This window comes from Zhenhengia sp. (assembly GCF_046966505.1).
Classification (GTDB): Bacteria; Bacillota; Clostridia; order Lachnospirales; family Cellulosilyticaceae; genus Zhenhengia; species Zhenhengia yiwuensis.
This window is the reverse complement of record NZ_JBKVCH010000004.1, coordinates 246897-259652: the sequence shown is the minus strand read 5'-3', so window position 1 is coordinate 259652 and position 12756 is coordinate 246897. Positions and strand designations below refer to the sequence as shown.

Sequence of the window (12756 nt, the reverse complement as noted above, 5' to 3'; positions counted from 1 at the left end):
ATTTAAGCCACGTTAAAGCTTAAAGAGTAGGGGGTATTTACTATAAGGCTAAGGGGCTAAAGGCTTACCAAAGGCTTTTACGTTTGTAAAAAATCGTATAAATCCACTAGGAGCTTTTATAGTCTGTCTAGTGGGTTTTTATTAGGGAATGAGGTTAAGACAAACATTTGGTTTCGCTTACATTCTAGTAGGGGTCAAAAATAAAGGTTTCAGTAGTGAAAATGAGTAGAAAATGTTAAATAAATTCTAATTACCCTTTTGTTTACCAAAGGGGTAATTGAGTAAATGGAAGGAGTGAGAATTATGGAAATATATGGGTATGCAAGATGCTCGACAGATGAAACTAGGCAAGACATCAATCGGCAAAAGAGAGAGCTTAAAAAACTTGGTGTACATAGTGAGCAAAATATGTATTGGGAGTATGAAAGTGGTACAAAGGATGATAGAGTTGAACTTAATAAACTTTTAAATAAAGTTAAACAAGGCGATACTATTGCAACTACAGAAGTTTCACGTATTACAAGAAGCACAAAGCAATTATGTGAGATTATAGAATTAGTACAACGTAAGAAGATTAAACTAATCATTGGGGCATTTGTAGTTGATTGCACAAAAGGTGAGTTAGACCCTATGACAGAAGGGATGCTTAAAATGATGGGAGTTTTTGCAGAGATGGAAAGGAATATGATTTCACAACGTGTTAAAAGTGGTATGGCTCATGCTAAGGCAAAAGGTAAGTCAATAGGTAGACCAAGGCTTACAGTTGAAAAATTACCTACGAGCTTTATTAGGCATTATCCAAAGTATTTAGCAAAAGAAATTAATCAAGTAGAATTAGCTAGACTTTGTAATTGTAGTAGACAGTCTATTAGTAAATACATAAAAATCTATAATACATTATAAGGCAATAATAACTACATGATACAAAGAAAAACAAATTTGAATACATATGATTATATTGATATAGGGGAGTATAGTGACTAGATATGTTTTTTACTTGTTTTTCTAGGGGTATTAATAGAAAAAGCAGTCTTAAAGCACAGAGAATTAGAAGGAGTTTAATAAAAATTTATTTAAATAATTGTGTTTATTTTTATTTATTAATATAATAAGTTTAAAGAATTGTTATAGGAGGCTAAAATGTTTGCAGGATTTCAAATAAAGGAAAAGATAGAATTTAATCAAGAATACTATGATATTGGATTGGGTATATATAAAAAGGATGAAGAATTGGCTAAACAAGAATTAGAAAAATACCTATTTAATGATATTATTGATGGAAGTAAATTGAAGAATACATGGTTTCCGAAGGTAAATGCGAATATTTTTATTTCACATTCTCATGCAGATGAAAAAGAAGCAATTGTTTTAGCAGGATGGTTAAAAAAAGAGTTAGGGTTAACTGCCTTTATTGATTCCTGTGTTTGGGGAAATATAAAAGATTTACAAAAAAAGATTGATAAAAATTATTGTTATGATGAAAAAACTAAGATGTACGACTATTATAGTAGAAATATTACAACTAGCCATGTACATATAATGTTAGTAACTGCTCTATATGAAATGATTGATAATACTGAAACTGTATTGCTATTAAATACAGGGAATTCAGTAACATCACTAGAAAATTTAATGAAAGATAGTAATAAGACATTTTCGCCATGGATTTATTCAGAATTAATAGCTACTGATTTAATTAGAAAACAGGAATTAAGTAAATATAGGCGAGAAACAATAGAATTTGCTACTGAAAGTGCAAATAAAGAGGTAAAAATAAGTTATAATGTTAATTTGGAGGAACTGATAGAGCTAGATAGTGATATATTAGAGTCTTGGGAAGAAGATTGGAGAAAAAATGGCAAAAAATATAGTTGTGAGCAGAAATATTTAGAAGGTCATCATCCTTTAGATTATCTATATAAAAAAGTTCCAATGAAATTAGTAAAAAAAGTACCTATTAAAAGCGAAAAAAGGCAGTGATTGAGATGAGTCAAAATAGTACTAGAATTATAGAAATAGAGGAAATTCATAAAGAAATAGATTTGATACAAGGTTGCATAAATCGAATGGCTAGCAATTCCTTTTTGTTAAAAGGATGGCTAATAAGTTTATATGCTGTAGTTCTAGCATTGCTACCTGAGAAGATTAATTTATTTATAGTAATGGGGATTTTATTAGTAGTTACAATTTCTTTTTGGTATCTAGATGCATTTTTTTTATGTACTGAAAAGATGTATAGAAAGATGTATACATGGGTTTTACAAGAAAGACCAAAAGGAAATGATAAATTATTATATGATTTAAATCCACATAGATTTAAAAATGAAGTAGAAAGTATTGCAAAGGTTATGTTTTCTAAGACTTTAGGATGTTTTTATGGGGTTCCAATGCTTTTTATTATTTTATTAAGTATATATAGTATAGCACCAATAATATGCAAAATAGTGTGTAGACATTAATTTTAAGTGATGACACTAGCTTAGAGGGTGCCCCTTTAGATATATAATATAAGGAGGATTAGATGGGAAGAAAAATATTTATTTCATATAAGTATGGAGATACAGATGTAAATCATATTGTAGGAGAATGGTATGAAACTAATAGAGTTAGAGATTATGTTGATAAATTAGAAGAGTATTTGAAAGATAAAAGTGAACATATTTATAAGGGGGAGTCAGAGGGAGAGGATTTATCACATTTAAGTGATGAGGCTATTTGGAATCAACTTAAGGATAGAATACGAGATAGTAGTTTAACTATAGTCTTAATATCAAAGAATATGAAGGACATTTTTGTTGCAGATAGAGAACAATGGATTCCGTGGGAGATTTCTTATTCATTAAAAGAAGTTTCAAGAAAAAATAGTAGTGGTCAGTCTATAACAAGTAAAACAAATGCAATGTTAGCTATTGTCATTCCTGATAGAAGTAATGATTATTCTTACTATACATATAATAAAAGTTGTTGTGATAGCGGGTGTAGAGTGTTAGATACCTATAAGTTATTTGATATTATAAAAGCTAATATGTTTAATATAAAGACACCAAATACGAGTGATTGTAATGATGGATCAAAGGTGTATTATGGTGAAAGTTCTTATATTATATCAGTAAAATGGGATGATTTTATTAGTACTCCAGAATATTATATTGATAAAGCTTATGAAATCCAAGATAATATAGACTTATATAAAATTTGTAAAGAAGTATAAGACTGAAGAGTCTAAAATGTACATATCTTATAAAGGATAACAAGTTAGAGCAATAATTATTAATTTTAAAAGCTATATAGTTTTAGTATAAGATATCATCACATAGATAAGTATTAGTTTATAATATCAACATGTTAACAACAAATATAGAAAATGGCGATAAAATAGCATTTACTAGGCTAAGAGATTCTAGTAAGTGCTATTTCTATTTGTTTAAATTTACCTATAAGTAAAAAAAAGCATTCTAAATTTAGGCTACTTTTAGAAGCCATTAGCAGGAGCAAAAACCACAGCATCTAGACTACCGATGTAGTACAATTACTTGTTGTAATGTATTGGGATGTTTTAAAGTATATAAACGTATGTAAAAAATACTAAAACACATAAATCGTTAAAAATAGCAGTTTAAGATTTTTGATTCGTATAAGTATACGAGGTTTGAAAACTTAAACTGCTTTTTTTCATGTTTTTAACTGTATGTAAAAGTGCGTTAACTGTAGTGAAAAATAAAATTAGGTAATGAAACAAGAGATTGCTTATAAGGGGTATCAGAAATTTATTCTGAAATTCTTAGATAAGCAGGTGGGGTATGCTAAAAAAATTACTGTTGTCCGATGAAGAGATACAAGAGGAAAAGATGAAAGAATTTATAAAAGAATTAGGTAAAGGCATTCAGGTTCTATTAGATACATACGGCAAACAGGAGTTACTAAAAGAGTTAGAAAAGTAATGCATCAATACGACACTTCTAAAAAGAAGTACGGTATAATACCAACACTAAAAATAGAAAAGAAAGGTAAGATAAAATGGAAAAAGAGAAACAAGAGATTAAAAAGGTGGTTGTGTATACAAGGGTCTCTACGGAAGAACAAGCAAGAGAAGGGTATAGCTTGGAAAATCAAACTTATGAGGCTGTAAATGAGTGTAAAATTAGGGGGTTAGAGGTAATTGATATATGTTCAGATGAAGGAATATCAGGAAAAGATATTGAAGGAAGGCCAGGTCTAAAAAAAGCATTAAGGTATATAAGAAATAAGGAGGCACAAGGTATTGTTGTTTGGAAATTGAGCAGGCTCAGTAGAAATACAGCAGATACAGTAAATATTGTTGATTTGCTAAAAAAGAATGAAGGGGTTTTAATTAGCATTAAAGAATCAATAGATACAAGTGTTGTTACTGGGGAACTTATGGCTTTTTTGTTAGGCATAATAGCGCAAAATGAAAGAGAAACTATTGTAAGTAATGTTAAGGGGGGAATGGAACAAAAAGCTAGATTAGGACAATGGAATGGAGGGGTAGTACCTTTAGGATATAGTTTAAAGGATAAAAAACTTATTGTTAATGAACAGCAGAGAGAAATAGTAGAATTTATCTTTCGAGAATACCTTAAAGGCAATGGCTATAAAACAATTGCTAAGCAATTAAATGAAAATGGGTATAAAACTGCAAAAGGAAAGGAGTTTAGTGGAAATAGCGTTAAGGGCATCTTAATGAATGTGACCTATAAAGGTAAGATAAGATGGGGTAAATTAAAAAATTGGTCTTACCTAGACGATGATAGACGTAGAAAAAGACAGTATAATGAAAATGTTATAGAGGTTGATGGAGTACATGAGGCAATTATAGACCCGCAAACATTTGATAAAGTGCAGGAAATGATTGAAAATAATCCAAGACATAATGTAAAACAATTTACTGGAGATCACATGTTAAGTGGGGTATTAAGATGTCCTAAGTGTGGTTATGGCATGTCTGCTCAGCGAATGACAAGCAAAGGCAAAGAGTATTGGTACTACGGATGCAATCAGTATCATAATAAAAAGGCAGGGTGTCGAGCTCATTTAATACGCAAAGATAAAATAGAGGAAGAATTCTGCGATATTTTTGAAAGAATAGTAAATGAAGAAAACTTTAGAAATAAAATATTAAGAGGGCTGAATGATACACAGGAGCAAGTAGAATCACTTTTAAAAGTGAGTAAACGCAAAAAAGATGAGGCAGATAATTTAAAATCCAAACAAAATAAGCTCATAGATGAATTAATTGAAGGTGATGAAGGATATAAAAAAATTATTAGAGGTAGGATTCAAGAAGTATCAGACCAAATTAATAATGTAGAAAATCAGATAAGAGAAATAGAAGAAAATATAATAAAATTCCAAGCTCAAACTATTAATACAGAGGAAGTTTCTAAGATATTACAATCAATAGGTAAAGCATTTAAATTGATGCCAGAAGTAAATCAAAAAGAGATTGTCAGAAAACTAATATATCAAATTCAAGTGGAGGAAAAGCATATCAAGTCAATCCACTTTAATTTTGAACTTGGTTTTCCCAAATGGTGTGATAAGCAGAACCTTACCACAAATAAATGTGCCCCTTTTTTAGGTTTAATGAGTGTAAGGAATAAAAGTGGTTAGTAGTAGTGAGATGTAAAAAAGGTTGGAGCATAGACCATATCATACAGCGAAAATATTTTTAAATGCAAGTTCATATTCAGAGGAAGTGTCCAATAAGGATGCTTCTTCTTTTTATTTGCGACAAAATTTATGGGGGAGAAAGATAAGATTGAAAGTTGTGATATAATTAGGGAAAAGTTTAAAACAGATATTTGTTGAGTGGAAATTATTTATATATTCTTTATGTTCTTTTAATCATAAAATAGTGCTATTTCACCTTTGCAACCGAAGTGCAACTGAAAATAGCGTTATAGTTGGTGGTGTCAACCAAAAAATATTAGTATAGTAAATCCAAGAAAGGAGTTGATAGTATGAAACTTGATTTTTTAGGAGTAGTCATTTTTGGTGGAATACTTCTTATTGGACTGACAGTGATAATATGTTTTATCGGTGTAGGTATACTTATCATGAAAGCACTAATTAAATATATCAAATCAGGAGATGTTAGAAAAGAAAAGTCAAGCATCAGAAAATCTCTTGGTGAAGTTTTAAAACAGCATCGATCAGACTGTAATATGACTCAAGAGTTTGTTGCAGAGGCAATAGGTGTAAGCAGGCAAGCAGTATCCAAATGGGAGAATGGAACATCTGACCCAAGCACCTCTAATTTAATTGCACTTGCCAAATTATTCGAAATTTCTGCTGAAGAACTATTACACGAAGTGCAATAAATATGATAGGCGTGACGTAGGGAAATTTATATCAAATATAAGAGGAAATATCATTTATGAAAAAAAGAACAAAACATTCTAAGATATGGTGTATAGTGTTTGGACTATTAGGAGTAATAGTTTTGATAGTACTTATATTTATGCACTTCGGTGGTTTTAGTACAGGAGAAAATGCAAATCCAGAAGAGTTTGTGAAATATGCACAGTCGGTGGAAGATATAACCGTACCAGAAAATGCAAAAATAATAGCTTTGGGAGAGGCTACACATGGTAATGTAGAATTCCAACAGCTTAAGCTTGATGTATTCAAGCAGATGGTGGAAAATTATGGCGTAAGAGCATTTGTGCTTGAGGGCGACTATGGTGGCTGTGAGCAAGTAAATCGATACATACATGGTGGCGAAGGAACTGCTCAAGAGGCAGCGGCAGCTATTGGTTTTGACATATACCGCACAGATGAGATGGCTGAGCTTATTTCGTATATGCGACAGTATAATGACAATGTCTCGGATGATTTAGATTTGCGTTTCTATGGTTTTGATATGCAAAGATATGCATATAATTTTCAATTCTTAAATGAAGCCTGCAAGGAACAGGGAATAGATACTAAGATTTTACAACAACTTATGGATGGTGAAGACTGGAATAGTGAATTTGATTACCCGACTCGAATAGAAATCATAACACAAATTAAAAATGAACTTAAGAGTAAGAAAGATTCTGCTCAAGCAATACATTTTGCAGATATGCTATTGCAATATTGTGAACTTCAAGTCATAACAGACACAGAGGGCAGTACATTAAGAGATAGATTCATGGCTGAGAATGTCCAATGGATCTTACAGCAAGAGCAACAGAGGGGTTGCGAACGTATCTTTGTTACGGGGCATAACAGTCATGTAGCTAAATGGGGTAGCTTTGATTCTATGGGCAAGTTGCTTTCAAGTGAAATAGACAATGATTACTATGTAATAGGCACAGATTTTTATAGAACTCGTTGTAATATGCCAACCAACTCCTCTACAAAGCGTACAAATCAAGTATTTTACTCCCATAATCCATTGGCTAAAACAGCAAAAATGGCTGGGTTAGATATTTGTTGGTTAGATTTTGCAGATATACCTGAGAATTCAGAGCTATATGAACTGATTTCGCAATACACCTATATGGGTACTCTTGGAGAAGGTTATTCTTGGTTTATGCGTCTTCTTCCTCCAAGTTACCGAATGTTTCAACCACCTGCTGTACTTTACGATAGTATGATATTTGTAGCAGATGCAACCCCCACTAAAATAATCACAGAAAAATAAAGAGGTATGAGCCTAATGCAAAGTTAGTAGTGGAGGATTAAATCAATAAAATCGTTAATCTTTTGATTGAAATAGGACTTAGAGTAGTGTTATATGGTAGTGATATGTTTGCAACAGTGCTTTACATATAAAAGGTCACATATGCAATTAGCACGGCGAACCGTAACCTAAATAAGTGATAGAAGAGAGGGATTAATATGAATGATGGTATAGAAGTAGAAGAACTTATACTCACATTAGAAGAAAGACTACTTAATCCTGAAGTACGATGTTCAAAGCAGCAACTAGAAGAACTACTAGATGGAGAATTTGTAGAATTCTGTAGTTCAGGCAATATATATATTTATGATAAAGATAAAGTAATAGATACTCAAATAAATTTAGAAGTGGATAATTGGAGGATATTAGATTTTAAAATAAAATGGATTAGTAAAGAATGTATTTTAGCAACTTATATGCTTGTTAAATATAGTATGGAAACCAAGAAATATTCTTTACGAAGCTCTATATGGAGAAACCAAGACCTACAATGGAAGATGATTTTTCATCAAGGAACAAAAATAAATGAATAAATATTTGATATAGTGGGGGTAAAATTCTACTAAGGATGTATACTATAACTATATAAAAAATACTTAGGATCTGTTAACTACTAAGCATTTCTAAAATGAGACGTTTGTTTTATTTTAGAGTTATTGGAATGAATAACTATTTAGAAAAGACGCTACTTCTTGGAGGATGGAGTGTCTTTTTTTATTTTTTTCAAAATGAAGTTTACAAACTTTTAAACGTGAGTTTGGATGTAGAAGAATAAAGAACGCTGTTTAATGACTAGGCAAAGAATTACGTTAGGGCTAACGAGTGAGGTATTTGAGGTAGGTTATTTCAAGCTTATGCTATAATAAAAGCATTAAATGATTATACTTCAACTAGAATGAAAAGAGTAGGGAAAACAGATGACAAGAAGGATACAATATAAGATAGAAGAGCAACATAATGGTAAATGTATTAGTATGTTTTTAAAGGAGAAGGAATATTCAAGAGCAGTTATTATAGAATTAAAGAAAACAAAAACAGGGATTCAGAAAAATGGTACTTGGGCAGGTGTAAATGAAATCTTAAACACAGGAGATATCTTAGAGATATGTTTAACAGAGCAGGGATCTTCTGAAAATATTGTTCCAAAGGAATTGCAGTTAGATATTTTATATGAAGATGAAGATATCTTGGTATTAAATAAACCCTATGATATGCCTATTCATCCATCTGTTAATAATTATAATAATACCTTGGCCAATGGTGTTGTACACTATTATCAGCAACAGAATAAACCTTATATATTTCGATGTATTAATCGATTAGACCGAGATACCACAGGGGTAACGATTCTTGCAAAGAACTTGATAAGTGCAAGTATCTTATCAAAGAGAATGAAAGAGAGGGGATTAAGCAGGACCTACGTAGCTTTTGTAGAAGGGATTACAAAAGAAGAAGGAACGATTGATCTACCTATTGGGCGAGAGGAAGGAACGATTATTAAACGGAAAATAGATGAAAAAGAAGGCAAGCATGCAATAACGCATTATTGTAAGCTTGAAGAGCTTCAAGTAGAAGGAAAGGCAGTATCAGTTGTCGCATTACAATTAGAGACGGGGCGCACCCATCAGATACGTGTTCATATGGCTTCTATTGGGCACCCTCTTCTTGGAGATTTTTTATACAATGAAAGTAATCATATGTTAACAAGACAGGCATTACATGCCGCATCATGTTCTTTTTACCATCCAATTACTGGAGAGTATAAGAGGATAACAGCACCTCTTCCTAAGGATATGGCAATACTGATGCAAAGATCAAGTAATGAATCATGTGATTTAGTCGCTAAGTTGTAATAGGATAATTGAAGGTTTTTGTTTTGAAATAGAACATTTTGTTTATAAATTAATATTATAGTATAGAAAGGAGTTGGTAAAAATTGAGATTAGAAGCAAATAATAGTACAAATGTACAGAGTCTATATAATCAATGTAAACAAATGATGTCTTATCATGTTATATTAAAAATGAAAGATGGAAGTGAAGTTGACGGTATTATTGAAAGTGTAGAGCCAGATAAGGTTAATGTTCTTGTTGGTGAGGACGTAATGGTTGGAGGAAGTGGGAATGAATATAGTGCCCAGAGGCAATATGGGAATCCTACAAGATATAGAAGATTTAACCGCAGAAATTATTTACTTGCTAATTTGTTAGCATTAACATTATTACCATATCCATATTATGCTCCACCATATCCATACTATGCCCCTTCATATCCTTATTCGCCTTACTAAAATCTGAAAAGTACAATTGAGTCCTGGGGCATAAATTGAGAGATGCTCTAGGATTTTTTGTATGAAAAGAACTATCATACTGGAAAATGAAGAGAAAAATAACTAAGTGATAAAAATTATCCTTTTCGTATTAAGCAAGATATATTATAATAATCAAGTTAGACTATAAAGTACTATAAGAAAGACCTACTTTAATATAGGAAACATAAATGAAAGGATAAATAATCAATATGAGTAAATTAATGAAATTACTAAGTTTAGCAGGTTCTGTGCTCGTAGCAGCTATATTATTGGTAGGATGTAGTGGCCAGAGTTCAGAATCTATTACCTTCTTTAATTACGGGGAAAATATAGATAAAGAAACCTTAAAACAATTTGAAGAAGAATATGGCATAAAGGTAAAAATGAGTACTTTTGATGATATGGATACAATGTATCTAAAAATTGCGGAGAGTAATGCTCAATATGATGTCATTTTAGTTTCAGATGCCTTAATGCCAAAAATGATTGATGGAGGGCTTCTTCAGGAGCTTAACAAGGAGAATATACCTAATATAGCTCAGATGGATGAAGAGTATTTAAACTTAGAGATAGACCCAGGTAATAAATATTCAGTGCCCTATATGTTTGGGACAATAGGTATTATTTATGATAAGAATGTGGTAACAGAAGAAGTAGACAGTTGGGATATTCTATGGGATGAGAAGTACAAAAATAAGGTTTTCATGTTTGATACCTATAGAGATACCATTGGAGCAGCTTTAAAGAAGCTAGGTTATTCACTGAACTCAGAGAATCCTGGAGAGCTTGAAGAAGCTAAGCAACTATTATTAGAACAAAGAAAATTAGTAGATCCTATCTATGGCGTTGATAATGGAACATCCATGATAGCTACAGGAGAGACTGCACTCAATATGATTTGGTCTGGAGAAGGACTCAATCTTCAAGATGAGTATCCAAACCTAGTGTATACGATACCAAAAGAAGGAGTAAACTTCTGGATTGATAGCTTATGTATCCCTGCTAATGCCAAAAATGTTGAGGGAGCTGAGAAGTTTATTAATTTCGTTAGTGATAAAGAAAGTGCATTAAGAATAGCTGATGAAATTGGATACACTACACCTAATAAAGAAGCAAGACTTGAGCAACCAGAACATGTGAGAAATAATCCTAATGCTTATATGACAAAGGAAATGATGGACTTAAGTGAATTATATGTACCGTTCTCACTTGATGTGAAGAAAATGTATGATGGTATATGGACAGAAATTAAGGTAAGTGAATAATACTATAAAAGGGAAATATCCTAGAGCCTAATCATCAATGATTAGGTTCTAGGATATTTTTGGTCTTATTATAAAACAAAGTTTGAAAAATAAATAACCCATGGTATAATAAAATGGCAATTATAGGATAACTATTATTTATTAGTAAAAATAATAGTTATGTAAGTGAAAAGTAGATTTGAATAAAAAGAAGGTAAAAGTCAGAGATGGAAAAGTTATTATTAGAATCAGAAAGATGTTATTTATGTAAAAAGCCTAAATGTAAGAGTCATTGCCCAATTTCAACTTCAGTTCCAGAAGTTATTCAATTATTTAAAGAGCAAAAGCTTATAGAAGCAGGGAAAATATTATTTGAGAATAATCCACTGTCTGTTGTCTGTGCCATTGTATGTCCACATGAGAGTCAATGTGTAGGAAACTGTATAAGAGGGATTAAAGATGATCCTGTAGAATTTTGCAGTATAGAAGAGTATGTTTCAAATTATTACTTAGACCATGTTCAATTTGAAGTTCCGAAGAAAGAAAAGGAAAGAGTTGCAATTATAGGTGGAGGGCCAGCAGGTATTACAATAGCCTTTATATTAGCACTTAAAGGTTATAAAGTGACAATATTTGAGGCACATGAAAAAATAGGTGGCGTACTTAGATACGGCATTCCTGAATATAGATTATCAAATAGTTTGATAGATAAATATGAGAAAAAGCTTAAAGAATTAGGTGTTAAGATACGTCCCAATATTGTAATAGGACCTGTTGTAACCTTAGAGAAACTTTTTAATGATGGCTATGAAGCTATTTTCATAGGGACAGGTGTATGGAATCCTAGAACGCTAGATATTAAAGGAGAGACACTAGGACATGTTCATTATGCAATTGACTATTTAAAAGCACCTCATGTCTATGATCTTGGGCGTAAAGTTTGTGTAATAGGTGCAGGAGATGTTGCTATGGATGCAGCAAGAACAGCAAAGAGAAATGGTGCAGATGAAGTTCATATCATTTATAGAAGTGTACCTGAAACAATGACTTGTACAAAGGCTGAAAGAGATGGAGCCATTAAAGATGGTGTACAATTTGAGTATCTTAAGCAGCCGGTTGAATTAATAGATGAAGGCATTATTTATGTAGATACAAAGAGTGAAATTGATGAAAATGGAGTGGAAACATTAACTTATCTTGAAGGAACAGAAAAGTTATATGAATGTGATTCAATCATAGTAGCTGTAAGTCAGTCTCCTAAAAATAATATTGTTATGAATACTAGAGGGCTAGAGACAAATACAATAGGCTTATTAAAAGCAGATGAAACAGGGCATACAACAAGAGAAGGTGTATTTGCATCAGGTGATGTTGTTCTTGGGGCAAGAACTGTTGTAGAAGCAGTAGCACATTCAAAGGTGGTTGCTGAAAGTATTGAAACATACATAAAAAATAAAGGTAAATAAGCTTAAATAGAAGATAGTACTAGCAAAAAAATGTCATATTATACG

The 12756-nt window shown here is 31.7% G+C and carries 12 protein-coding genes; all 12 read left to right on the top strand.

The features are described 5' to 3' along the window. Positions 1 to 303 precede the first annotated feature (303 nt). The 12 genes from ACLTBU_RS06830 to ACLTBU_RS06775 all read left to right on the top strand — a co-directional run bounded on the left by ACLTBU_RS06830 (position 304) and on the right by ACLTBU_RS06775 (position 12711). Positions 304 to 903, top strand: coding sequence for a recombinase family protein (locus tag ACLTBU_RS06830; protein WP_412218316.1), 600 nt, complete (start codon positions 304 to 306; stop codon positions 901 to 903). Between the two features lie 237 nt (positions 904 to 1140). After that, positions 1141 to 1980: a hypothetical protein gene (locus ACLTBU_RS06825; protein WP_412218314.1), complete on the top strand. Its 840-nt coding sequence runs from the start codon at positions 1141 to 1143 to the stop codon at positions 1978 to 1980. Between the two features lie 5 nt (positions 1981 to 1985). Beyond that, entirely contained in the window at positions 1986 to 2459 is a 474-nt protein-coding gene (locus tag ACLTBU_RS06820; RefSeq protein WP_412218313.1) for a hypothetical protein, read from the top strand. A 62-nt stretch (positions 2460 to 2521) separates the two neighbouring features. Beyond that, positions 2522 to 3211: a TIR domain-containing protein gene (locus tag ACLTBU_RS06815; protein WP_412218312.1), complete on the top strand. Its 690-nt coding sequence runs from the start codon at positions 2522 to 2524 to the stop codon at positions 3209 to 3211. An 806-nt stretch (positions 3212 to 4017) separates the two neighbouring features. Further along, a complete protein-coding gene (locus ACLTBU_RS06810) occupies positions 4018 to 5631 on the top strand; it encodes a recombinase family protein (protein ID WP_412218311.1) in 1614 nt (537 codons plus the stop codon). Between the two features lie 350 nt (positions 5632 to 5981). Further along, the gene (locus ACLTBU_RS06805) at positions 5982 to 6341 is read left to right on the top strand and encodes a helix-turn-helix domain-containing protein (protein ID WP_412218308.1); all 360 of its coding nucleotides are present in this window, start codon (positions 5982 to 5984) and stop codon (positions 6339 to 6341) included. A 122-nt stretch (positions 6342 to 6463) separates the two neighbouring features. Next, entirely contained in the window at positions 6464 to 7651 is a 1188-nt protein-coding gene (locus tag ACLTBU_RS06800) for an erythromycin esterase family protein (RefSeq protein ID WP_412218306.1), read from the top strand. Between the two features lie 197 nt (positions 7652 to 7848). Next, complete coding sequence (locus tag ACLTBU_RS06795; RefSeq protein WP_412218303.1) at positions 7849 to 8223, top strand: DUF4440 domain-containing protein; 375 nt, start codon at positions 7849 to 7851, stop codon at positions 8221 to 8223. A gap of 384 nt (positions 8224 to 8607) precedes the next feature. Then, a complete protein-coding gene (locus ACLTBU_RS06790) occupies positions 8608 to 9543 on the top strand; it encodes an RluA family pseudouridine synthase (protein WP_412218301.1) in 936 nt (311 codons plus the stop codon). 83 nt (positions 9544 to 9626) lie between these two features. After that, on the top strand, positions 9627 to 9980 hold the full coding sequence (locus ACLTBU_RS06785) for a hypothetical protein (RefSeq protein ID WP_177668808.1): 354 nt from the start codon (positions 9627 to 9629) through the stop codon (positions 9978 to 9980). 230 nt (positions 9981 to 10210) lie between these two features. Continuing rightward, positions 10211 to 11266, top strand: a complete 1056-nt coding sequence (locus ACLTBU_RS06780; protein ID WP_412218299.1) for an ABC transporter substrate-binding protein — start codon at positions 10211 to 10213, stop codon at positions 11264 to 11266. 206 nt (positions 11267 to 11472) lie between these two features. After that, a complete protein-coding gene (locus ACLTBU_RS06775; RefSeq protein ID WP_412218297.1) occupies positions 11473 to 12711 on the top strand; it encodes an NAD(P)-dependent oxidoreductase in 1239 nt (412 codons plus the stop codon). Positions 12712 to 12756: the final 45 nt, after the last annotated feature.

Excerpts from the sequence above, each read along its gene's own strand:
- ACLTBU_RS06830 (WP_412218316.1), top strand. The coding sequence starts at position 304 with ATGGAAATATATGGGTATGCAAGATGCTCGACAGATGAAACTAGGCAA.
- ACLTBU_RS06825 (WP_412218314.1), top strand. The coding sequence starts at position 1,141 with ATGTTTGCAGGATTTCAAATAAAGGAAAAGATAGAATTTAATCAAGAA.
- ACLTBU_RS06820 (WP_412218313.1), top strand. The coding sequence starts at position 1,986 with ATGAGTCAAAATAGTACTAGAATTATAGAAATAGAGGAAATTCATAAA.
- ACLTBU_RS06815 (WP_412218312.1), top strand. The coding sequence starts at position 2,522 with ATGGGAAGAAAAATATTTATTTCATATAAGTATGGAGATACAGATGTA.
- ACLTBU_RS06810 (WP_412218311.1), top strand. The coding sequence starts at position 4,018 with ATGGAAAAAGAGAAACAAGAGATTAAAAAGGTGGTTGTGTATACAAGG.
- ACLTBU_RS06805 (WP_412218308.1), top strand. The coding sequence starts at position 5,982 with ATGAAACTTGATTTTTTAGGAGTAGTCATTTTTGGTGGAATACTTCTT.
- ACLTBU_RS06795 (WP_412218303.1), top strand. The coding sequence starts at position 7,849 with ATGAATGATGGTATAGAAGTAGAAGAACTTATACTCACATTAGAAGAA.
- ACLTBU_RS06790 (WP_412218301.1), top strand. The coding sequence starts at position 8,608 with ATGACAAGAAGGATACAATATAAGATAGAAGAGCAACATAATGGTAAA.
- ACLTBU_RS06780 (WP_412218299.1), top strand. The coding sequence starts at position 10,211 with ATGAGTAAATTAATGAAATTACTAAGTTTAGCAGGTTCTGTGCTCGTA.
- ACLTBU_RS06775 (WP_412218297.1), top strand. The coding sequence starts at position 11,473 with ATGGAAAAGTTATTATTAGAATCAGAAAGATGTTATTTATGTAAAAAG.